Source organism: Actinoallomurus oryzae (assembly GCF_039541955.1).
Lineage (GTDB): Bacteria > Actinomycetota > Actinomycetes > Streptosporangiales > Streptosporangiaceae > Actinoallomurus > Actinoallomurus oryzae.
Genome location: NZ_BAABHF010000019.1, coordinates 589,673 through 610,459, shown reverse-complemented (window position 1 = coordinate 610,459; position 20,787 = coordinate 589,673). Strand labels below are relative to the sequence as shown.

The 20,787-nt window shown below is 71.2% G+C and carries 20 protein-coding genes and 1 riboswitch; of the genes, 7 read left to right on the top strand and 13 right to left on the bottom strand.

Going from position 1 to position 20,787, the window contains the following annotated elements; genetic code table 11:
• Window positions 1-33 precede the first annotated feature (33 nt).
• Entirely contained in the window at window positions 34-450 is a 417-nt protein-coding gene (locus ABEA10_RS16970; RefSeq protein WP_345464655.1) for a hypothetical protein, read from the bottom strand.
• A gap of 10 nt (window positions 451-460) precedes the next feature.
• Window positions 461-976, bottom strand: a complete 516-nt coding sequence (locus tag ABEA10_RS16965; RefSeq protein ID WP_425550912.1) for a MarR family winged helix-turn-helix transcriptional regulator — start codon at window positions 974-976, stop codon at window positions 461-463.
• Between the two features lie 61 nt (window positions 977-1,037).
• On the opposite strand from ABEA10_RS16965, the gene ABEA10_RS16960 reads away from it, so the two are divergent.
• Window positions 1,038-2,216 carry a homogentisate 1,2-dioxygenase gene (locus tag ABEA10_RS16960; RefSeq protein WP_329238937.1) on the top strand — a complete coding sequence of 393 codons (1,179 nt, stop codon included), beginning with the start codon at window positions 1,038-1,040 and terminating at the stop codon, window positions 2,214-2,216.
• Window positions 2,217-2,595: 379 nt separating this feature from the next.
• Here the strand turns inward: ABEA10_RS16960 and ABEA10_RS16955 are convergent, their stop codons facing one another.
• The 5 genes from ABEA10_RS16955 to ABEA10_RS51135 all read right to left on the bottom strand — a co-directional run bounded on the left by ABEA10_RS16955 (window position 2,596) and on the right by ABEA10_RS51135 (window position 8,196).
• Complete coding sequence (locus tag ABEA10_RS16955; RefSeq protein WP_345464651.1) at window positions 2,596-4,215, bottom strand: ABC transporter ATP-binding protein; 1,620 nt, start codon at window positions 4,213-4,215, stop codon at window positions 2,596-2,598.
• On the bottom strand, window positions 4,212-5,201 hold the full coding sequence (locus ABEA10_RS16950; protein ID WP_345464648.1) for an ABC transporter permease: 990 nt from the start codon (window positions 5,199-5,201) through the stop codon (window positions 4,212-4,214). The genes ABEA10_RS16955 and ABEA10_RS16950 overlap by 4 nt, the downstream gene beginning before the upstream one ends.
• A gap of 7 nt (window positions 5,202-5,208) precedes the next feature.
• The gene (locus tag ABEA10_RS16945; protein ID WP_345464645.1) at window positions 5,209-6,162 is read right to left on the bottom strand and encodes an ABC transporter permease; all 954 of its coding nucleotides are present in this window, start codon (window positions 6,160-6,162) and stop codon (window positions 5,209-5,211) included.
• A gap of 100 nt (window positions 6,163-6,262) precedes the next feature.
• A complete protein-coding gene (locus tag ABEA10_RS16940) occupies window positions 6,263-7,966 on the bottom strand; it encodes an ABC transporter substrate-binding protein (protein ID WP_345464642.1) in 1,704 nt (567 codons plus the stop codon).
• 146 nt (window positions 7,967-8,112) lie between these two features.
• On the bottom strand, window positions 8,113-8,196 hold the full coding sequence (locus tag ABEA10_RS51135) for a putative leader peptide (RefSeq protein WP_425550916.1): 84 nt from the start codon (window positions 8,194-8,196) through the stop codon (window positions 8,113-8,115).
• A 114-nt stretch (window positions 8,197-8,310) separates the two neighbouring features.
• On the opposite strand from ABEA10_RS51135, the gene paaI reads away from it, so the two are divergent.
• From paaI to ABEA10_RS16920, 4 genes are all read left to right on the top strand, one after another.
• Window positions 8,311-8,691 carry a hydroxyphenylacetyl-CoA thioesterase PaaI gene (paaI, locus tag ABEA10_RS16935; protein ID WP_329262830.1) on the top strand — a complete coding sequence of 127 codons (381 nt, stop codon included), beginning with the start codon at window positions 8,311-8,313 and terminating at the stop codon, window positions 8,689-8,691.
• Between the two features lie 64 nt (window positions 8,692-8,755).
• Window positions 8,756-9,784 carry a hypothetical protein gene (locus tag ABEA10_RS16930; protein WP_345464639.1) on the top strand — a complete coding sequence of 343 codons (1,029 nt, stop codon included), beginning with the start codon at window positions 8,756-8,758 and terminating at the stop codon, window positions 9,782-9,784.
• Between the two features lie 230 nt (window positions 9,785-10,014).
• Entirely contained in the window at window positions 10,015-10,593 is a 579-nt protein-coding gene (locus tag ABEA10_RS16925; RefSeq protein ID WP_345464636.1) for a COG4315 family predicted lipoprotein, read from the top strand.
• A gap of 121 nt (window positions 10,594-10,714) precedes the next feature.
• The gene (locus ABEA10_RS16920) at window positions 10,715-11,335 is read left to right on the top strand and encodes a COG4315 family predicted lipoprotein (RefSeq protein WP_345464633.1); all 621 of its coding nucleotides are present in this window, start codon (window positions 10,715-10,717) and stop codon (window positions 11,333-11,335) included.
• A gap of 3 nt (window positions 11,336-11,338) precedes the next feature.
• On the opposite strand, the gene ABEA10_RS16915 is transcribed toward ABEA10_RS16920, so the two are convergent.
• A complete protein-coding gene (locus ABEA10_RS16915; RefSeq protein WP_329238915.1) occupies window positions 11,339-12,076 on the bottom strand; it encodes a M50 family metallopeptidase in 738 nt (245 codons plus the stop codon).
• Between the two features lie 100 nt (window positions 12,077-12,176).
• Here ABEA10_RS16915 and ABEA10_RS16910 point away from each other — a divergent pair, with 100 nt between their 5' ends.
• Window positions 12,177-13,301 (top strand): DegT/DnrJ/EryC1/StrS family aminotransferase, encoded by a 1,125-nt coding sequence (locus ABEA10_RS16910; RefSeq protein WP_329238912.1) that lies wholly within the window; start codon window positions 12,177-12,179, stop codon window positions 13,299-13,301.
• A 9-nt stretch (window positions 13,302-13,310) separates the two neighbouring features.
• Here ABEA10_RS16910 and ABEA10_RS16905 read toward each other — a convergent pair whose 3' ends face one another.
• The 3 genes from ABEA10_RS16905 to ABEA10_RS16895 form a co-directional block, all read right to left on the bottom strand.
• A complete protein-coding gene (locus ABEA10_RS16905) occupies window positions 13,311-15,056 on the bottom strand; it encodes a substrate-binding domain-containing protein (protein ID WP_345464627.1) in 1,746 nt (581 codons plus the stop codon).
• 164 nt (window positions 15,057-15,220) lie between these two features.
• A complete protein-coding gene (locus ABEA10_RS16900; protein WP_345464624.1) occupies window positions 15,221-16,549 on the bottom strand; it encodes a tetratricopeptide repeat protein in 1,329 nt (442 codons plus the stop codon).
• Window positions 16,550-16,673: 124 nt separating this feature from the next.
• Window positions 16,674-17,360: a pyridoxine/pyridoxamine 5'-phosphate oxidase gene (locus ABEA10_RS16895; protein WP_345464621.1), complete on the bottom strand. Its 687-nt coding sequence runs from the start codon at window positions 17,358-17,360 to the stop codon at window positions 16,674-16,676.
• A 167-nt stretch (window positions 17,361-17,527) separates the two neighbouring features.
• Between ABEA10_RS16895 and ABEA10_RS16890 the strand changes: the two genes are divergently transcribed.
• Window positions 17,528-18,859, top strand: a complete 1,332-nt coding sequence (locus ABEA10_RS16890; RefSeq protein ID WP_425550911.1) for a class II 3-deoxy-7-phosphoheptulonate synthase — start codon at window positions 17,528-17,530, stop codon at window positions 18,857-18,859.
• Window positions 18,860-18,992: 133 nt separating this feature from the next.
• On the opposite strand, the gene ABEA10_RS16885 is transcribed toward ABEA10_RS16890, so the two are convergent.
• A complete protein-coding gene (locus tag ABEA10_RS16885; protein WP_345464617.1) occupies window positions 18,993-19,937 on the bottom strand; it encodes a C40 family peptidase in 945 nt (314 codons plus the stop codon).
• Between the two features lie 68 nt (window positions 19,938-20,005).
• Window positions 20,006-20,161, bottom strand: a riboswitch (cyclic di-AMP (ydaO/yuaA leader).
• 243 nt (window positions 20,162-20,404) lie between these two features.
• Entirely contained in the window at window positions 20,405-20,773 is a 369-nt protein-coding gene (locus ABEA10_RS16880; protein WP_345464614.1) for a MerR family transcriptional regulator, read from the bottom strand.
• Window positions 20,774-20,787 lie beyond the last annotated feature (14 nt).

Below are 20,787 nucleotides of genomic sequence, written 5' to 3'. Positions count from 1 at the left end.
CAGAGCGGGATTCGGCTGGAAACCCCGGCCGGGTCAGCGCTTCCGGTAGTGGAAGGTCACGCCGTACGTCCCGGCCTTGGGGGACTTGGCGACCTTGATCTCCGTGAGGGTGAAATCGCCGATCGTCGCCCCGTGCGGGACGGTCGTGGCGGTGATCGTCCGGTGGGTCCGGCCGGCGACGTCGGTGATCGCGACGCGCATCCGCCCGGCGCGCAGCGCGCCCGTGTGCACGCGGAGACCGTTCACGGTCTTCAGGCCGCCCGGGGCCTGCCACCACGTGGCCGTACGGTGCCCGGCGCCGGCCGACGCCGAGGGGCTCGGAGAGGCCTTCCGCGCGGCCGCGCGCTCGCGCCGCACCGCGTCCGCCGGGTCGCTGCACCCCGCCAGCATCCCGATCGCGACGATCATGGCCGGCAGCCGTACGCCTCCGCGCATCACTCGTTGGAACACGAGGCAAACCCTATCGGCGCCGGCGTACCCCTTCGCGGGCACCGAGCTTGGCCAGCAGGCGTACGAGGGTGTCGCGCTCCTCGGCGGACAGCGTGCCGGCCCACAGCTGCTCGCGGTCGTTGTGCGTGCTGAACGCCGCGCTGATGGCCTCTTCGCCCCCGGTGGTGAGGCTGAGGCGTACGGCCCGGCGGTCCTTCACGTCGGGCACCTTGCTCACCAGGCCGTCCCGGCTGAGCGTGCCGACGAGCGCGGAGACCGCCTGCCGGCTCATCCCGGACAGCTCGGCGGCGCGCTTGGCCTCCATCGGGCCGGCGACCCAGAGCGTGAACAGGAGCCGGAACCCCGGATAGCTCCAGCCGCGGGGGCGGTGCACCACCGACTCCATGTCGTACACCACCATGTTGGTCACCCGGTAGAGGGTGAGGATGAGGCGCATGGCCTCCGGGTCGATCCCCGGGAGCCGCTCCCGGGTGCGCTCGACCGCGGCGTCGACGAATGACCAGAAGTCCAGGTCTTGTGCGGTCACGGACCACAGCTTAGAGTCGGATGAGTAGTAATCAAAGCTTTGATTAACCGCGGGAGGCGAAATGCCCTACTACCGCGTCACCGGGGAGGTTCCCCGCAAGCGTCACATCCAGTTCCGCCGGCCCGACGGCGGCCTGTACGCCGAGGAGCTCATGGGGGAGGAGGGCTTCTCCTCCGACTCCTCGCTGCTGTACCACGTGCACCTGCCCACCGCGATCGTCAAGAGCGAGGGCGTGGACCTGCCCGCGCACGCCGCCGGCGCGAGCCCGAACCACCCGCTGATGCCGCGCCACTTCAAGCCGCACGACCTGACCGCGGGCGGCGACCCGGTGCTCGGCCGCCGCCTGCTCATGGCCAACGACGACGTGCGCATCTCCTACGTCGCGGCGGACGCCGACGGCGACCTCTACCGCAACTCCGTCGGTGACGAGTGCGTGTACGTCGAGAGCGGCAGGGCCCGGCTGGAGTCGACCTACGGCGCGCTGGAGGTCGGACCGGGCGACTACGTGGTCATCCCGACCGGCACGATCCACCGCTTCGTCCGCACGGGAGAGGACCTGCTGCGGCTGATGGTGTTCGAGGCCTCCGGGCACATCCGGCCGCCGAAGCGCTATCTGTCGCAGTACGGCCAGTTCCTCGAGCACGCGCCGTACAGCGAGCGCGACCTGCGCGCGCCGGCCGAGCCGCTCGTGCTGGAGGGCGAGGACGTGCCGGTGCTCGTCCGCCACCGCGGCGGGCTGTCGCGCCTGACGTACAAGAACCATCCGCTCGACGTCGTGGGCTGGGACGGCTTCCTCTACCCGTTCGCGTTCAACATCAACGACTTCGAGCCGGTGGTGAAGCGCACGCATGCGCCGCCGCCGGTCCACCAGACGTTCGAGGGTCCCAATTTCGTGATCTGCTCGTTCTGTCCGCGGCCACTGGACTTCCACCCCGAAGCCATTCCCATTCCGTACAACCACCACAACGTCGATTCCGACGAGATGATGTTCTATGTCGGCGGCGACTATTCGGCGCGTAAGGGATCCGGCATCGATGTCGGTTCGATCAGCCTGCATCCGTCCGGATTCACGCACGGCCCGGCGCCGGGCGCGGTCGAGGGCGTGATCGAGGCGGTCCGCAACGGGCACACGGAAACGACCGAGATGGCCGTCATGGTGGACACCTTCCGGCCGCTGAACATCGGCCACCAGGCGTCATCGGTCGAGGTGGGAGACTACGCCTGGACGTGGGCGCGCTAGACGTCCCGCGCATTTTCCGCAGATCCCGGAGGGTATTTCCCGGCGAAATGAAAATGCGTGGTCACGGCGTGTGACCAAAGCCGGTCCGGGTAGAAGTCGCACCGGATCCGGATGCTCGGCTGTTCGCTGTTTCCGCCGGGTCATCCGATTCCTCAACGCACGGCCGTCTTCTACCCGGAACGGAGATAACGCATGCGCGAACTGTGCACGCCCGGCTTGGGCGTGCACGCCATCTGCGCGTTCTAGGGCGCGGACACATCGGTCTCCTTGCGGTCCGCCGGCGCGAGCGGGCCGCGGAGCCCATCTCTCACGAACAGCGACGCCGGCCCTCCCGGGACGCCGGGACGGCCGGCGTCGGCGTCCCCCGCGCCCCGGGTCCCTACGCCAGGACCGGAACGGCGGCGAGCAGCGTACGGGTGTACTCGTGCCGCGGCGACGTGTACAGCTCCTCCGCGTCCGCCAGCTCGACCAGCGCGCCGTTCCGCATGACCGCCACCCGATCGCTCACCTGCCGCACGACCGCCAGGTCGTGCGAGACGAACACGATCGTCAGCTCGTACTCCTCCTGCAGGTCGCGCAGCAGATCAAGGATCTGCGCCTGCGTCGAGACGTCCAGCGCCGACACCGGCTCGTCGCAGACCAGCAGCTTCGGCCGCAGTGACAGGGCGCGGGCGATGCCCATGCGCTGCCGCTGGCCGCCGGAGAACTCGTGCGGGTACCGGTCGTGCCGCGACGGGTCCAGGCCGACGCGTTCCATCAGCTCCTTTGCGGTCCGCAGCGCCTCGCGGCCGCCGGTGCCCTGCACGCGCAGCGGGTCGGCGATGCTGTCGCCGACCGTGCGCCGGGGGTTGAGCGAGGAGACCGGGTCCTGGAAGACCATCTGCAGGTCGCGGCGCACCGGCCGCAGCGCGCGCTCCGGCAGCCGCGTGATGTCGCGCCCGCCGAAGGTGATCGCGCCCGAGGTCGGCTCCAGCAGCCGTACGATCATCCGGGCGAGCGTGGTCTTGCCGCTGCCGCTCTCGCCGACCACGCCGAGCGTCTCGCCGCCGAGGATCTCCAGCGACACGTCGTCGACCGCCCGCAGCACGTCACGCCGCAGCCCCCCGCCCGGCCGCCGGAACTCCCGGCTGAGCCCGCTCACCACCAGCAGCGGCTTCCCGGCGTTGTGGTGGGCCGGTCGCTCCGGGCGCGGCGCGTCGAGGCGGGGAACGGCCTCCAGCAGCGCCCGGGTGTACGGCGCGGCCGGTGAGGTCAGCACCTCGGACACCGGCCCCTCCTCGACCGCCCGCCCGTTCTGCATGACCAGCACCCGGTCCACCGACCGGGAGACGACACCGAGGTCGTGCGTCACGAGCAGCAGCGCCATGCCGGTGTCGGCGCGCAGCTCGTCGAGCAGGTCGAGGATCTGCGCCTGCACGGTCACGTCGAGCGCGCTGGTGGGTTCGTCGGCGACGAGGATCTCCGGCTCGCACGCCAGCGCCATGGCGATCAGCGCTCGCTGCCGCATACCGCCGGAGAACTCGTGCGGCCGGGACCGGGCCCGCCGCGCCGCATCCGGAATGCCCACCCGGTCGAGCACCTCCACCGCGCGCGCCCACGCCTGCCGGCGGCCGGCGCCGGTGTGCGTGCGGTACACCTCCGCGATCTGGTCTCCGATCCGGAAGTAGGGATCCAGCGCCGACAGCGGATCCTGGAAGATCATCGCGATGCGCCGCCCGCGCAGCCGGCGTACGGACTCGTCGTCCAGCGCGTTGACGTCGTCCTCGCCGAGCCGGACCCCGCCCGAGACCCGGGCGCTGGAGCCCCGGTGCAGGCCGAGGAGCGCGAGCGCGGTCGTGCTCTTGCCCGACCCGGACTCCCCGACGATGCCCAGCGCCCCGCCGCCGGCCAGGTCGAAGGAGACCCCGTCGACCGCCCGCAGCACGCCGTCGCCGGTGGGAAACTCCACGCACAGGTCCTGGACCGACAGCACGGCACCGGGCACCGATGTCTCGCTCACGACAACACGACCCTTCGGTCGACCACCGCGTACAGCAGGTCCGCGACGGTGTTGGCGACCACGATCGCCGCGCCGGCCACGAGAGTGAGCCCGGCGACGACCGGCAGGTCGACGTTGTTGGATGACTGCACGATGAGCTGTCCCAGACCGGGCAGCCCGAACAGCGTCTCGGTGAGCATCGCGCCGACGAGGACGTACCCGAAGTCGTGCGCACTCATGGTGATGACCGGCGTCAGCGCGCCGCGGATCGCGTGCCGGCCGACGATCCGGCGCTCCCGCAGTCCGTACGCGCGGAACGTGCGGATGTGGTCCTCCGAGAGCGTCTCGAGCATCCCGGTGCGGGTCAGCCGCGCGTAGATGGCCGCCTGGGCGATGGCGAGCGTGAACCACGGCAGCAGCAGGTTCTTCGCCCACGCGGCCGGGTCGTCGCTCAGCGGCACGTACACGGGGAAGTTCGTCCAGTGCAGGACACCGCAGAACAGGATCAGCAGCAGCATGCCGCTGACGAAGATCGGGGCGCCGAACGCGAGGATCGAGGCCGCCGTCACGGCGCGGTCGGTGAAGCGCCCGACGCGCAGCGCGGACAGCACGCCCGCCCCGACGCCTATCAGCAGCCACAGGACCGCCGCGCCGGCGGTCAGGGACAGCGAGACCGGCAGCCGCTGCCCGATCAGCGACAGCACGGGCTGGTCGTTCTGGAACGAGAACCCGAGGCAGGGCGCCGCGCAGTGGGAGACGTCCGGGCCGGAGCTGTAGTCGCGGCCGACGAAGATCCCCTCCAGGAAGTGCCAGAACTGCACGTACTCCGGCTGGTCCAGCCCCAGCTTGTGGTCGATCGCGGCGAGCTGGCCACCGCCGCAGCCCTTCCCGCACACGAGCACCGCGGGGTCCGAGGGCAGCGCGTAGAAGATCACGTACACGAAGGCGACCATCACCAGCAGCAGCACCACGGTGCTGACGAACCGCCGCAGCAGGTAGCGCGTCATCGCCGGCTCACCGCCGTCCCGCGCGCAGACCGGCCCTGGGGTCCAGGGCGGTGCGCAACCCGTCGGCGAGGAGCGTGAACGCCAGCACGTTGACGAGCAGCAGCAGGCCGGGCACCAGGACGTACGTCGGGTCGGCCTGGAACCAGGTCGTGGCGGTGGACAGCATCTGACCCCAGGAGGACGCGGGTGGGCGCACGCCCACACCGAGGAAGGACAGGCCCGCTTCGGAGATCATGTTCGAGGGCAGCAGCAGCGCGGCGTACGTCAGGACCGGTGCGGAGACACCGGGCAGGATCTCCCGCAGCGCGATGCGCGCCCGGCCGGCTCCGGACAGGCGCGCGGCGGCCACGTAGTCGCGGGTCCTCAGCGACAGGACCTGCCCGCGGACCAGCCGCGCCGTGCCGCCCCAGCCGAACAGGCCGATGACCATCATCAGCAGCAGCGGCCGGGGAAAGTCGCCCGGCACGATCGCCAGGAGCGCGATCGCGAAGATGAGCTGCGGAAAGGAGATGGACAGGTCGATCAGCCGGCCGAGGAACGAGTCGGCGATCTTGCCGCCCAGCCCGGCGGCCAGCCCGATGCCGACGCCGAGGAGGAGCTGCACGACCAGCGTGCCGATCGCGACCACGAACGAGATCTGCGCGCCGCCCAGTGCGCGGGCGAACAGGTCACGGCCGGTCGTGGGTTCCACGCCGAGCCAGTGCGCGCCGCTCGCGCCGCCGAACGCCCCGCGCGGCACGCCGCCGCGCGCGGAGTTCAGCAGCTCGGGGTGGTAGGTGGTGGCGTCCTGACCCTCGAGGTGGATCAGCAGCGGCGCCGTGATCGCGGCGACGATCATCACGACCGCCACCACGAGGCCCGTCATGGCCATCCGGTCGGCGAACAACCGGCGGCGCACCTGACGGCCCCGGGTCGGCGCCTCCGGAGCGGCGCCGACCTCGGTGACCAGCTCAGCCGTCATCGCCCGCTCGCCCTCCTCACTCGCTCCGCGGGCGGAGCGGGAGGCGTCCTCCGGGGGAGGACGCCGACCACTCCGCTCGCTGCGTCGGGCTCACTCGCGGTCATTTGACCGAGACCATCGCCGGGTCGTAGGAGCCGCGCCACTGGTCGAGGTAGGCGTTCTTGACGTTCTTGCCGGTCAGCCGGATGTAGATCGGGTGGATCAGCGGAACGGTGAGCGCCTGCTTGCCGATCTCGGCGTCCAGGGCGCCCCAGCGCGGCCGGGCCTGGGCCGGGTCGGTGATCTTGTTGATGGCGTCGAACTCGGCGTTGATCTTCGGGTCGTTCAGCTGGGAGGCGTTGAAGTTGCCGCCGTCCTTGAGGATCTGGCGCCCGTCGAAGATCGGCCCGAGGAACGGCCCGCCGGTCGGCCAGTCCGCGCCCCAGGTGGTGACGAACATGCCCGGCTCGGTCGAGGGCTTCTGGATGGTGTCGCCGTACGAGGCGTCGTCGTAGGCCTTGAGGTTCACGTTGATGCCGGCCTGCTTGAGCGCGGCCTGCACGGCGGTGGCGACGGCCGGGCCGTCGTGGTTGTAGTCGGCGTTGCGGTGCGCGAGCGTGACGGTCAGCCCGTTCGGGTGCCCGGCCTGGGCGAGGAGCTCCTTCGCCTTGGCCGCGTTCCCGCCCGGTCCGGCCGGGAAGTAGTCGTAGGGCTGGTAGCCGAACGCGGCCTGGTCGGGCAGGAAGGTCGTCGCGGCCTTGGCGAGCGAGCTGCCGCCCGCCGCGTTGACCACCGACTGGCGGCTGATCGCGTACGCGACCGCCTCTCGCACCCGGATGTCGTCGAACGGCTTCACCTTGGGGTTGAAGGCGATGTAGTCGGTCTCGCCGAACTCACCCTTGACCGCGCGCTTCTTCAGGTTCGGGTCGTTAGTGATCCGGGCCAGCTCGGCGGGGGACAGGTCGGTGTCGGTGGTGATGGCGTTCGCGTCCTTGCCGGCGCTGGAGCTGAGCCGCTGGTTGATCACGGCCGCGTTCAGCCCGTAGGTGCCCTCGATCCGGTCGGGGCAGGCCAGCCGCTGGTCGTCGACCGTGCGCGACCAGTACGGGTTGCGGACCAGGACCATGCTCTTGTCCTGCTCGTGCGACTGCACCTTGTACGGCCCGCTGGCCACCGGGTGCTTCTCGTACCCGGTGCCGTCGTCCTTGGCCTTGGGTACGGGGGCGAACTGCGTCGCCGTCGCCACGTACGGGAAGTCGCCCTCGGGTTTGCGCAGCTTGAAGACGATCGTCTTGTCGTCCGGCGTCTGGATCGAGTCCAGTTCCTTGCCCTTGTACGGGCCCTTGTAGTCCTCGCCGCCGACCAGCCAGTCGCGCAGGTACGGGATGCCGCCGGGCAGCTCGGGTGCGAACGAACGCTCCACACCCCACTTGATGTCCTTGGCGGTGATGGGCGTGCCGTCGTCGAACTTCAGCCCGTCCTTCAGGTGATAGGTCCAGGTCTTGGCGTCGTCGCTCGGCTTGCCGATGTCGGTGGCCAGGTCGGGCACGACCTGGTCGCCCGCCTCCCCGGGCACCCGGTGCCGGGTGGTGAGCGTGCGGAAGATCAGAGAGGGGACCGCGCCGCCGCCGGAGGTGTAGATCCGGGCGGGGTCGAGGTGGTGGGAGGTGGGGTCGCTCTGGTTGAGGATGTAGAGCGTTCCTCCCTGGCAGTTCTTCGGGTCGAACGCCCCACTCCCCGACGAGGAGGAGCCGTTGTCCGACGAGCAGGCCGCGGCGGCGGCCAGCAGGGCGGCGGTGGTGAGCAGGGCAGCGCTTCTTCGCATCACAGGTTTCCCATTCAGGGGGACGGCGGCGGCATGACACGACTGCCACAGAGGATGACAGCCGTGGGTTGACCGGAAAAGGGGGAGATCAAGACCGGAACGCGAGACGTCCGTTGATCAGGGGCGGGAGGCTCAGAGACTTCAGATCAGGCCGCACACAGCGCGCTGGCCTGCCGCCGGAGGTCGACGTGCAGGCGTGCGACGAGGGGCTCGCTCCGATACACAATCATGAAGATATCTCATGCGGGGATCATGGGCTCAGAGGTGTTCCCCTGATCAACGAAGCGTGGTCCACTGGGGGCGTGACGGAGGCCGATGAGGTGGCGCGGCGCTGCGCCGAGAAGATGTACGCCGCCGACCGCTCGTCACGGCACCTCGGCATCGAGATCAGCGACGTCGCGGCGGGCCGCGCCCGCGCGACCATGACCGTCGCGGACACGATGGTCAACGGCCACGGCATCGCGCACGGCGGTTACGTGTTCCTGCTGGCCGACACGGCCTTCGCCTTCGCCTGCAACACCTACGAGATCGTCACCGTCGCGGCCGCCGCCGACGTGGTCTTCGTCGCCCCGGCGCGGGCGGGCGACGTACTGGTCGCCGAGGCCGTCGAACGCGTCCGCTTCGGCCGTTCCGGGGTGTACGACGTGACCGTCCGCCGGGCCGGCGGCGAGGTCATCGCCGAGTTCCGCGGCAACAGCCGCGCCCTGCGCCCGGAAACCCCATGACCGAGCGAAGCGAAAGAACCGGAAACGTGTCCCTGTGGTCACATCCTCCGACGAGGGGGGATTCATGACCGGGGGAACGACGAGCCCGCGGCGCGAGGCGTGGGAACTGCTCGGCGGCGAGTACGACGTCCGGGTGCTCGAGCCGTCGCCGCCCGCCGTCACCGAGCCGCCCTGGTACGCCGACGACCCCCTCGCCGGGCCGTACGGCGTCCGGCTGGTGACGCCCGTGTCCGGGCTGGGCCGCAGCTGGGACGACCTCGCGGCCGAGCGGCCGGACCTGGCCTCCTTCTGCGCCGACCGCTGGCTCGGGGCGTGGCGCCGGCTCGCGCCGCTCCCGCGCGCGTTCGTCGCGACCCGGCGGTCGCTGCACGCGCTCGCCGAGCACGTCGTCGCGCCCGCCCGGCACGCCGCCAACGGCGAGATCGGGCTGCGGTTCACCCGTGGCGGCTTCGGCACCCCCTACTTCGGCGACGACGAACAGGTCCGTGTCGAGGCCGGCCGGCTGGTCGTGGGCGGTGCCGTCCACACGCCCGCGACGCTCGGGGAGGCCGCCTCGCTCGCCGGCGTACGGCTCGGCATGCCGCCGGAGGTCTACCTTCCGGCCACGCCGGCCGCCCCGGACACGCATCTGCCGGTCAACCCGGCCGCCGCCGAGGCGCTGGGCGCCTGGTTCGGCTTCGCCTGGTCGGTGCTCGAACAGCTCCGCTTCGAGGGCCGCAAGTCATACCCCCGGGCTCCCCTCGCTACTCCCTCCGCGGCCGGTTCGTCCCTCACCGGCCACTCCACTCGCTCCTCGGCTCGCCCTTGCGCGCCCGGCCGCGTGCAGCTGTGGCCCGAGCACTTCGACGCCGCCGTGGAGCTCGGTGACGACGCCGCCGGACGGCGCGCCACCTTCGGCGCCTCCCCGGGCGACGGTGCCCACCCCGAGCCGTACCTCTATGTCGCCCCGTGGCACCGGCGCGCGGGCCGCTTCTGGAACGACACCGCGTTCGGCGGCGCGTCGCTGACCTACGCCACGCTCCTGTCCGCCGACGACCAGCGGGAGACCGCGCTCGCCTTTTTCCGGCAAGCCCTGGCCGAGTTGAACTCCTGATCCCCGCGCGCCGGGAATGGCGCGCCGCGCTTTCCCAAGCTCAGTTAAGAATCGGATCGGTTCCCGTTTAACAACGGACGGGCAGGGACCTCCGTGCGGGGGCACACGGGGGGACGGCCTCGACGAGCAGGCCAGACGTTCCCGGCTACGGCGAACGCGGGGCGTGACGGCGCACCACGCCGGACGCCTGCTGGTGCCTTCCACGTCACCGTGTGAAAGGAGCGACAGTAATGCGCAAGGGAGTCATGGCCGCCTGCGTGCTGGCCACCAGCCTCGGCTTGCTGACGGCGGGGTGCGGCGACAAACACAAGGCCGTGCCGTCGTCCGGCGGCCTCGCCCAGCCCACCTCACCCGGAATGGAGTCCCCACCGGCGACGGAGTCACCCCAGTCGCCGCCGACCTCGACCGAGTCGCCCGGGGCGACGACGTCACCCGCGCCCGGGCCGGTGACGATCAACGCCAAGGACACCAGCCTCGGCAAGATCCTGGTGGACGACAAGGGCATGACGCTCTACCTGTTCGAGAAGGACAAGGACGGCAAGTCGTCCTGCACCGGCGAGTGCGCGACGCAGTGGCCGCCGGTCCTCACCACCGAGAAGGCCACGGCGGGCCAGGGCGTCGACGCGAGCAAGCTCGGCACGACGGACCGGACCGACGGCACCAAGCAGGTCACCTACAACAACCATCCGCTCTACCGCTTCGCCAAGGACACCAAGCCCGGTGACATGAACGGCCAGGGTGTCGAGGCCTTCGGCGCCAAGTGGTACGTCGTGGACGCGACCAAGGGCGAAAAGATCGAGAAGAAGTAGCCGCGGCGCGGGCCGTGCGTCTCGCCGGTGGCGGCCACGCCCGTGGGCGGCGCCGCCACGGCGACCGTCGGCCCCGCGCTCACCGCCCACTGTCCACGTTCACGTCGAGGAACGGACTTTCATGCGCAAGGCAGTCAGGGCCGTCTGGGCGCTGGCCGTCGGACTCGGCCTGCTCGCCTCGGGCTGCGGCGGAGGACACCGGGCCGTACCCGTCTCGGGCGGGTACGGCGGGCCGTCGTCGGCCGCTCCGGAGTCGCCGGCGCCGGAGTCGGCGTCCCCGCCGGCCGAGTCGCCGGAGCCTCGGCCGGCGCCGTCCGGCGAGACGCCGCCGCCCGTCTCGTCCGCACCGCCGGTCTCGTCGGCACCGCCCGGCGCCGGTCCGCTGGAGATCCGGTCGAGGCAGACGCGGTACGGCAGGATCCTCGAGGACGGCCGCGGCAAGACGATCTACGTGGCCGCCAAGGACAACGCCGACTTCGAGTCCCACTGCACCGGCGCCTGCACGAAGGACTGGCCGCCGCTGTTCACCAACGGCCAGGTCAACGCCGGGCCCGGGGTGAACTCGGCCTGGCTCGGCACGATCGGCCGGACCGACGGGCCGACCCAGGTGGAGTACAACGGCTGGCCGCTGTACTACTCGGCGCGCGACGTCGGGCCCGGCGACATCAACGGCCAGGGCATCAACGCGTACGGCACGACCTGGTACATCGTCGACGCCGAACGGGGCCGGCCGGTGAAGTGACGGCTACCAGTTCGGCAGCTGCGGCAGCGAGTCCGGCAGCAGCCAGGCGCCGCCCGCCACCAGCGCGATGACGGCGACGATCCCGAAGCCGAACACCCACATCAGGCCCGGCATGCCGGTGAGCCGGGCCAGCTGGTCGGCGTCGGAGTCGGGCGCGCGGCCCCGCGCGCGCTTGGTCTGCAGCTCCACCACCGGGCGCGCGCCCGCGAGCAGAAGGAACCAGGTGAACGCGTACGCGAACGCCGCCTGCACGGTCGGCGACGCGAACCAGGACACCGCGAAGATCACCGCGCCGGTCGTGACGACGGACACCACGCCGTACACGTTGCGGATCAGCAGGAGGATCGCGGCCAGCAGGACGATGCCGGCCCAGAGCATGGCCGTGATGTGCCCGGTCGCGAGCAGCCCGGCCGCGCCGAGGCCGAGCAGCGGCGGCGTGACGTAGCCGGCGAACGCCGTGACGATCATGCCGGCGCCGTACGGCTTGCCGCTGGAGACGGTCACGCCCGAGGTGTCGGAGTGGAGCCGGATGCTGTGCAGCTGCCGGCCGGTGACGAGCGCGGCGAGCGCGTGCCCGCCCTCGTGCGCGATGGTCACGACGTTGCGCAGCACGTGCCACACCGAACGGACCGACACCGCCCCGAGCGCGGCCACGCCCGTCAGCGTGACCAGCCACCACGGGGGGTGCGGCTGTGTGCCCATGACGTCGTGCCAGACGTCGCCGAGTGTGGACAGGTCCATGCATCACCTCTGACCGGTACGACGTGCCGGGCCGCCGTGAAGTTTCTCCGGCGGGCGAACCCATATCTTGGCTCAAGTCGGCCAGTAAGGTGTTGCCACTATGAGCGACCCGTTGATGAGCGTTTATCCGCCACTCGAGCCGGCCTCCCTGGTGACGCGGCGGTCTCGGCTCTTCCCGTTCGACAGAGACGGGCTCACCCTCACTCACCTGGGGCGTGGCGCCATCTGGCTGGCGCTGAAGGCGCTCGGCCTGGGCGCCGGCACCCGCATCGCGATGCCCGCCTACCACTGCGGCTCGGAGGTCGAGGCGGCCCGGCTCGCCGGCTGTGAGGTCCTCTTCTACCGGGTCTTCCCGACGCTGCAGGTCGACGAGGAAGACCTGATGCGGGTGGCGCGGCAGTGCCATGCCACCTACCTCATCTCCTACTACGGCTTCCCGATGCCGTCGTTGCCGCCCGGCACCCGGGTCATCGAGGACGCCGCGCACGCGCTGTTCTCCTACGACGGCGGCGGGGCGATCGGCTCACGCGGCGACGCGGCCATCTTCTGCCCGCGCAAGTCGCTGGGCGTGCCTGACGGCGGCGCGGTGCTCATCCGGGGCGGGTCCATCGAGGCGACCGGCCGGCCGCCGTGGAAGGGCATGGCGCGCTCGATCGCCTCTCAGGGCATGGGCTGGGCGGCCCAGTCGCGCGCCGGCGTGCTGCGCGCCCCCGCCACCAAGGTCTTCCGCAAGGTCAGCAAGACCGAGCAGGCGGTCCAGGCGGGCACGCTCACCGAGGTCGTCATCGGCGAGTGGGACCTCGAGGTCGCCGACATGGAGAACGCCGCGTCCAAGCCCTCCCGCATGACCGAGTGGGCGGTGCACGGCGCCGACGGCCAGCGCATCCGCGAGCTGCGCCGCCGCAACTACCAGATCCTGCTGAACGCCCTGCCCGACATCTGCCTCGACCGGTTCCGCGGGCTGCCCGACGGCGTCGCGCCGCTCTACTTCCCCGTACGCGTGCCCGAGCGCGACCGCACCATCGCCGAGCTGCAAAAACGCGGCGTACGCTCGATCGAGATCTGGCCGGTGGCCCATCCGCTGCTCGACCGTGCGCGCTTCGCCGAGCTCGAGCCGCTCCGTCACCAGATGCTCGCGCTCCCGGTCCACCAAGGCCTGAGCGAGTGGCACGTCGAACAGGTCGCCCGCGCGGCGCGCGAGGCCGTCATCGCCGCCCACCGCTGACCGGCGGGCTCAGGGCGGGCTCGCGCACAGGGGGTTGCGGTCGCCGTTCCGGTCGATGCACGGCGGGTAGCCGCGGACGCTCAGCTCGGCCCGGGCGCCGGCGCCGCCCAGGTAGTCGATGAAGCGGCGCAGCAGCGAGCCCGGGGCCGGATCGCCCGCGGTGTAGAGGTACTCCACGGTCCAGAACGGATAGCCCTGCGCGATGCTCGTGGCCTCCGGCAGCCTGCCGCCGAGGGTCACGACGTGAAAGGTCTGCCGCCGCGCGGCCTCGGTCTTGGCGGTCGGCGCGTCCGCGTAGCCGATCCCGCCGGGCGTGGTGGCGACCTTGTCGATCACTTCGCCCGTCGTACGCAACTCGCACCGGATGGTCGCGGCGTGCGGGGGCGGGCTCTGCTCGGCGCACTCGGTCGAGGACGCCGCGCCCTCCGAACGCCCGAGCAGCAGCTTGTCCTGGAGGATCTGGCGGGTGCCGGACTCACCGTCGCGGCCGACGATGCGAATCGGCACATGCCGGCCGCCGAGCTGGTCCCACCAGTGGAAACGACCGCTGAAGACGTCCCTGATCTGGTCGGCGCGCAGATCGGTGACGCCGGTCGAGTCCGACACGATGACGCCGTAGACGATCACGGCGACCGGGTGCGTCCGCAGGTCGGCGGCCGGCCCGGTGGTGTTCGGGCCGTCGTTGAGCACGGCGAGCCCGTCCGGCGCCGGTGCGCCTCCGTCGATCAGGTCGTGCATGCCGGCACGGCTGCCGGTGAGCCGCAGGTCGATCGCGGCCGAGTGACAGGCCTTCGTGTACTCGCCGGAGATGAAGCCGAGCGGCTCGGAGAAGGCGCTGGACCCCTCCAGCCGCAGGTGACCGCTCGCGCACCGCACCGCCGGTTCGGGGGAGGACCCGAGTGAGGCGCCCACCACGTTGAAGACCAGGACGACCGCGAGAAGGGCGCCGAGCGCGAACGCGGCGCGCGGCCAGCTGATCCGGCGGCGGTCCTTCTCGTTCTTGACCACGCCGCTGTGAATCGCCCCGCGGACGTCGAAGTCCTTGGTGATCTTTCTCTGGCCCGCCCGGTCCTCCGGAGCCCCCGGCTCGTGCAGGACCACGACGAGCTTGAACTTCTCCCGCCGGCGCAGCGCGAGCTCGGGCAGCCGCACGCCGTGCCACTCCGGGGCGGCGGCCTTGTCCGGGCCGGACGGCGCGGGCCCGAGCAGGATGGGCCGGAGCCGGTCCCCGAGCAGCCGGCGGACCGCCCTGATGCCCTTGTCGTCGTCGGCGGCCTGCGCGCCGTCTCCCGGCGCCTGGGAGAAGAACTCCATCCCGTCCCGGATGTTCCTGCGCAGCTCGTCGCTCGAGGCGTCGGAGATCCGCGCGTCCCAGATGACGCGTTTGCCGAACGTGAACGACATCGCCGTGCCGAAGTCGCCGGGCTCGATGTCGTACCCGCCGGTGTTACGCACCCGGACGATCACGATGCTCATCCGGTCGAGCAGGTCGGCGTACAGGCTCAGGCGCCGGCGTGGGTCCCTCGGGTCGTCCGGGTCGGATGGGCCGGAGGCGTCGTCGCGCAGCGCGACCGGGTTCAAGCCGATCTTGGAGTTGTAGAGCACCCGGTAGTCGATCCGCCGGCGCCGGATGAAGTAGCGGTCGGCGATGGGCGTGGTCACCAGCACGATGATGAGGACGCCGATGAAGAGGTTCTCCTGGCGCTGGGCGATGAGCTCGGCGATCGCCTGAGCCATCGTGAGCACGCCGCCCATGAATCCCGCCTCCCCGCCCGCCCCGCGATCAGGAGATCGTAGGCTCGCGCCGGCCCGATCCGGCGGGGTGGCACGGAGAGTTCACCGGCCCTTCACGCACCCGGAACGTGCGTGCACTCCGGTGGTCGGCGGGCCCGGGCGTTCCCGGGCCCGCCGACGTGCGTTCAGATCTTGCGGATCACCACGATGGGGGTCTGCTCGTCCTCGTTGCCGGCGGGGTTGTCCGACAGGACCTTCTCCACCCACTTGCGGTCGACGCCCGCCGACGCGCCGACGACCCACGCGCCGGTCAGGTTGTTGGCGTCGACGACGCAGACGTGGCAGCCGAGGGCCGCGGCGAGCTCCTCCGACAGCTTGTCCGGACGGCCGGGGCCGAAGAGGAGGTGGTGGTCGTGCGGCGGCAGGGCGGCGGCCACGTCGTCGATCATCGCGGCGCCCGGCCCGGCGACGCGGTAGAACCAGCCGCGCTTGCCGACGAGCTTGCCGGCCGCGCCCGCGGCGGCGCCGAGCAGGACCTTCGCGCGCCCGGCCTCCATGATCGCGCCCTGCATGCCGGCCGGGCTGTGCAGCGGCCCGATCTTGCCGACGAACTTGCTGAGCTGCTTGGCCATGCCCTCCGGCGTGATCATCTCCAGCGGGATCATCCGGCCCTGGCCCGCCGAGGCGGGGCTCTCGGAGAGCGCGAGGATGTCGTCGGGGCGCAGCTGCCCGGCGGTGGCCTCCTGGATCACCGGGAGGATGCCGGAGCGCAGCGTGATCATTCTGGTCTTGATGGGGATGCGGCGGGCGCCGACGGTCCGCTCGTCGACCGGCGCCACCGTCGGCGGCTTGGCCGGGGCGGTCTCGCCGAAGTGCTGGTGCAGCATCTCCCTGATCTGCATGTTGCCCGCGTAGATGGACGCCCCGCGCTGGAGGACGTCCCGGGCGCCCGCGGGGTCGCCCGCCTCGAGCCGCAGGTGGGCCAGCAGGGTGTAGTCCGACGCGTAGACCAGGTAGTCGGGCGCCAGTGCGATCAGGTCGGTCTGGTACTTCAGGGCGCGGGGCTTGTCGCCCCGGTCCACCGCCCACTTCGACAGGCGCTTGAGCGCGTGGCGGCGCAGCTGGGAGTCGTTCACGACCGACTCGAGGAGCGCCTCGGCCTCGTCGATACGGCCGCCGTCCTTGAGGATGTCGGCCAGCGTCAGGGCGTACCAGGGGATGGTGGGGTACTTCTCGCGCGCCGCGCGGACGATGTCCGCGGCGCGGTTGTAGTCGCCCCGCCACTTGTACACCTCGGCGAGCGCGGCGGTGGCGAAACGGGTGTCGCCGCCCGCCGCGATGGCCGCGTTGGCGATCTGCTCGGTCTTCCGGTCGTCGCGCTCGTTGGTGAGGACGAGCCAGGACAGCAGCGACAGCCCGTCGCCTTCGAGATCGGCCCGCTTCGACTCCAGGAGCTGCTGGGCCTCTTCCGGCTTGCGGAGCCAGATGTCGTAGGCGCGGCTGGTGGTGCTCATGTCAGAACCTCATGCGTCGTCGGCTGTCTGCGGGGAGTCGGCCCATCATCGCAGACGCGGGCCGCGCCCGTGATGAAGGCGATCAACTGCGATCCGGCCCGAAACCGGACCGGTGGGAAGGAAACTACGGCCACAGCATGTGGCGTTCCCATGGGCTGTGGCGATCGGGACGTTCGTAACGCAGCCGGGTGTGAACGCGGTCCTTGTCGGCCTGCCAGAACTCGATCGCGATCGGAACGAGGGTGTAGAGCGTCCACTCCGTGCTGATCAGGGCGGGGTCCGACTCGATCCGGGCCAGCGCCGCGCGAAAGGCGCGGTCGCGCTCTCCGGCGCTCTCCAGATGGCCGCTCTGCCGGCCCAGCAGCGCCTCGGCGCGGGCGGAGGGCGCACGGGCCAGCAGATCGGCGGCACTCTGCTCGGGGGACGCGGGCTCCACGGTGCCCCGCACCCGTACCTGGCGGCCTTGCAGGGGCCAGTAGAAGGTGAGCGCCGCGCGGGGCAGATCCGCCAGCTGACGGCCCTTGGGACTGCCGGCGTGCACCGCGAACTGCCAGCCGTCGGCGTCCACGTTCTTGAGGATGAGGACCCGGGCGTCGGGGCCGCCGTCCTCGCCGACGGTCGACAGCGTCATGGCGTGCGCATCGGGAACACCGGCCTCGACCGCCGCTGTCAGCCAGCCGAGGAACAGGTCGACCGGCTCGGCCGGGGCGCCGGCGGGATCGAAGTCCGCCAGCGGGCCGGCGAACACCTCCAGACCCCGCAGCCATTCCCGCACACTTCCGGCCTGCCCGAGATCGTCACTTGCGCCCATCATGCCCCCTGGCCATCGCTGTCCCCGGCTGTGAGTCCCCTCGACCCTACCGAGGGGCCGGGACGGCGGCCCGGAACGTATGGGTCTCCCCAAGACCGGGCAAGGGCGCCGCGTCGTGGGCGGCCGGCTGCCCGGGCATGGCGTAATGGTCGATACCCTAGGTGCCCGTGGACCTCCTTGACTCCTGGCGCGATCTTCCCGCGGCCCAGCAGCCCGACTGGCCCGACCCCGCTCAGGTGCGCGTCGTCGCCGACCAGCTCGCCAAGCTTCCGCCGCTCGTGTTCGCGGGCGAGTGCGACCAGCTCCGCGCGCAGCTCGCCGCCGTGGCGCGGGGCGAGGCGTTCGTGCTGCAGGGCGGCGACTGCGCGGAGACGTTCTCCGGCGCCACCGCCGACGACGTGCGCAACAAGCTCAAGACCCTGCTCCAGATGTCGGTGGTCCTGACGTACGCCGCGAGCGTGCCGGTCGTGAAGATCGGCCGGATGGCGGGCCAGTTCGCCAAGCCGCGGTCGAAGCCGGTCGAGGTCCGTGACGGCGTCGAGCTTCCCGCGTACCGCGGCGACATGGTCAACGGCTTCGGCTTCACCGCCGAGGACCGCACGCCGGACCCGGGACGCCTGCTGCGGGCCTACCACGCCGCCGCGGTGACGTTGAACCTCTGCCGCGCCTTCACCCAGGGCGGGTACGCCGACCTGCGCCAGGTCCACGCGTGGAACCAGGACTTCGTGGCGAACAGCCCGGCCGGGCGCCGCTACGAGCGGCTCGCGGGCGAGATCGACCGGGCGCTGGCGTTCATGCACGCGGCCGGCGCCGACCCGGAGGAGTTCCACCGCGTCCAGCTCTACTCCAGCCACGAGGCGCTGATCCTCGACTACGAGCGGGCGCTGACCCGCATCGACTCGCGCTCCGGCCTGCCGTACGACGTGTCCGGGCACTTCCTGTGGATCGGCGAGCGCACCCGGCAGCTCGACGGCGCGCACGTGGAGTTCATGCGGCGCATCCGCAACCCCATCGGGGTCAAGCTCGGCCCGACGACCAGCGCCGAGGACGCCCTGGCGCTCATCGACAAGCTCGACCCCGAGCGCGAGCCGGGCCGCCTGACGTTCGTGATCCGCATGGGCGCCGGCCGCGTACGCGAGGCGCTGCCGCCGCTGGTGGAGAAGGTCACCGCGAGCGGGGCGCAGGTCGCGTGGATCTGCGACCCGATGCACGGCAACACCTTCGAGGCGGAGAGCGGCTACAAGACCCGCCGGTTCGATGACGTCGTGGCCGAGGTGGAGGGCTTCTTCGACGTCCACCGGTCGCTGGGCACCCACCCGGGCGGAGTCCACCTGGAGTTCACCGGCGACGACGTCACCGAGTGCGTGGGCGGCGGCCACGAGATCGTCGAAGACGACCTTCACCAGCGGTACGAGACCGCCTGCGACCCGCGGCTCAACCGCAGCCAGGCGCTCGACCTGGCGTTCATGGTCGCGGAGATGTACCGCACGACGAAGTGAGCGAGGGGCCCCGTGCCCGGGGCCCCTCGATTCATACGGCGCGTGCGTCGTCCAGGCGATGCGTGCGTCCCTCAAGATCGCGCGTGCGCCGGTCAGGCGATGCGTACGACTCTCAAGACGGCGCTTACGTCGATCAGACGATGCGTACGGCTCCGGCGAACGGGCGGGTGGCCAGGTCGGCGACCCGTACGTGATCGCCGGTGTGCGGCGCGTGGATGAACTTCCCGTCTCCCAGGTACATCCCCATGTGGTGGATGTCGGAGTAGAAGAACACCAGGTCGCCGGGCTGGAGCTGGCTCCGTGAGACGTGGACGCCGGCGTTCCACTGGTCGCCGCCGTAGTGCGGGAGGTTCACCCCGACCTGCTTGTACGCCCACATGGTCAGGCCGGAGCAGTCGAACCCCTTCCCGGGCGTGGCGCCGCCCCAGACGTACGGGACGCCGAGCTGCGTGAGCGCCGCGCGTACGGCGCCGATGGCCTTGGTGGACCCGCCCGGGATCTCCGGCACGCTCTCGCCGCGTTCGGCACGCTCGACGGCGTCCTTGAGCAGCGGCCTGCGCAGCTTGTCGAGCGTCTTGCCGATCGTCGCCTTCTTCTGCGCAAGCTGCGCCTTGAGCAGCGCCGACCGCGAAGCCCGGTCACGGGCGTTCTGCCAGGCGCGCTCGGCGTTCTGGATCGCCTGGGTGAGCTGGCGGACCTGGGTGTCGTCCTGCTGGGTGAAGAAGTGCAGGGTCGCGGCCTGGTCCAGCAGCGCCTGCGGGTCCTTGGCGGAGAACAGCGCCGGGGCCTCGTCGGGCGCGCTGTGCATGTAGCGCAGCGCGGCCAGCCGGCCCACACGCTGCTGGATGGCCTTGAGGGCCTTGGTCTCGCGCTGTGAGGTCGCCTTGGCGATCGTGCTGGCGCGCTGGGCCTGCCGAAGCCGGACGCGCAGCCCGTCGTACTGCTCGGTGAGCTGTTCGAGCTGGGTGTTCAGCTGGTCGGCCTGCTGCCGGAGCGCGTCGATCCGGGGTGCCGGTTTCGCCTCGGCCGCCGGCGACGGCAGGATCAGTCCGCCGGTGAGAAGAATGCCGGCGACCACGGTGTTGCGGCTGCGGTGCGGCCTATGATGCGCTTTCGCGGTTCGCGAAGGCTCCATTCAGGTGCTCCTCATTTCTCCTGGGCCGCCTACCGGGTTAGCTGACGGGTTCGGGCCAAGGAGAAGCCCTACCGGTTACGGATTCACCCCGGGACCGAGCGCGATGGGAGAGAGTCCCGTGAAGCGCTCCGCGAGTGGGTCCCCGGCTCGCCCGGCGCGCTGGCTTGCGCGCGAGGCGACTCGGCGGTCCGGCCGGGAACCGGCCGGTGACACCGTGGGACATTAACGGACCGTGACGTGATGGCCAACCGGAACATGCGGAGATGGCCTGGCGTCTTCAAGGATGGTCACTGTGGGTGATGCCGCTCTGGTTCTTTCCGCCTAGCGCAGAGCGAAGCCCGGCCACGAAAGGCGGGATGTACACCGATATCTCGGCGAACGCCCCGGCGACCCGTGCGGGCGGCGTACGGTCAGAGCCCGTCCCTGTCGCAACCGCCGTTGACGCGGTCGAGGAACACGCTCAGACGGTCCCGTATCTCGGCCAGCGCGGTGATCTTCCCCTCGAGTTCGGTGAGCTTGCCCGCGATGACCGAAGCGCTCCCCGGGCACCGGTTCGCCTCGATGTCCTGGTCGAGGCAGGGCAGGAACGCGTGGAGGTCCTCGGCGGTGAAGCCGAGCGAGAGCAGCAGCCGGATGTTGCGGACCCGCAGGATGGAGTTCTCGCCGTAGTCCCGGTACCGGTTCGCCGTACGCCGGGGGTGTAGCAGGCCCTGTTGTTCGTAGTAGCGCAGGGCGCGGACGGTGGTTCCCGCCTCGTGGGCCAGTTCGCCGATCAACACGGTCGGAGATTACC

What these genes read in the sequence shown, in the direction of transcription:
- ABEA10_RS16960 (WP_329238937.1), top strand. Translation starts at nt 1,038, where the DNA reads ATGCCCTACTACCGCGTCACCGGGGAGGTTCCCCGCAAGCGTCACATC.
- ABEA10_RS16950 (WP_345464648.1), bottom strand. Translation starts at nt 5,201, where the DNA reads ATGACGCGCTACCTGCTGCGGCGGTTCGTCAGCACCGTGGTGCTGCTG.
- ABEA10_RS16945 (WP_345464645.1), bottom strand. Translation starts at nt 6,162, where the DNA reads ATGACGGCTGAGCTGGTCACCGAGGTCGGCGCCGCTCCGGAGGCGCCG.
- ABEA10_RS16940 (WP_345464642.1), bottom strand. Translation starts at nt 7,966, where the DNA reads ATGCGAAGAAGCGCTGCCCTGCTCACCACCGCCGCCCTGCTGGCCGCC.
- ABEA10_RS51135 (WP_425550916.1), bottom strand. Translation starts at nt 8,196, where the DNA reads ATGATTGTGTATCGGAGCGAGCCCCTCGTCGCACGCCTGCACGTCGAC.
- paaI (WP_329262830.1), top strand. Translation starts at nt 8,311, where the DNA reads ATGTACGCCGCCGACCGCTCGTCACGGCACCTCGGCATCGAGATCAGC.
- ABEA10_RS16930 (WP_345464639.1), top strand. Translation starts at nt 8,756, where the DNA reads ATGACCGGGGGAACGACGAGCCCGCGGCGCGAGGCGTGGGAACTGCTC.
- ABEA10_RS16925 (WP_345464636.1), top strand. Translation starts at nt 10,015, where the DNA reads ATGCGCAAGGGAGTCATGGCCGCCTGCGTGCTGGCCACCAGCCTCGGC.
- ABEA10_RS16920 (WP_345464633.1), top strand. Translation starts at nt 10,715, where the DNA reads ATGCGCAAGGCAGTCAGGGCCGTCTGGGCGCTGGCCGTCGGACTCGGC.
- ABEA10_RS16915 (WP_329238915.1), bottom strand. Translation starts at nt 12,076, where the DNA reads ATGGACCTGTCCACACTCGGCGACGTCTGGCACGACGTCATGGGCACA.
- ABEA10_RS16910 (WP_329238912.1), top strand. Translation starts at nt 12,177, where the DNA reads ATGAGCGACCCGTTGATGAGCGTTTATCCGCCACTCGAGCCGGCCTCC.
- ABEA10_RS16905 (WP_345464627.1), bottom strand. Translation starts at nt 15,056, where the DNA reads ATGGGCGGCGTGCTCACGATGGCTCAGGCGATCGCCGAGCTCATCGCC.
- ABEA10_RS16900 (WP_345464624.1), bottom strand. Translation starts at nt 16,549, where the DNA reads ATGAGCACCACCAGCCGCGCCTACGACATCTGGCTCCGCAAGCCGGAA.
- ABEA10_RS16895 (WP_345464621.1), bottom strand. Translation starts at nt 17,360, where the DNA reads ATGGGCGCAAGTGACGATCTCGGGCAGGCCGGAAGTGTGCGGGAATGG.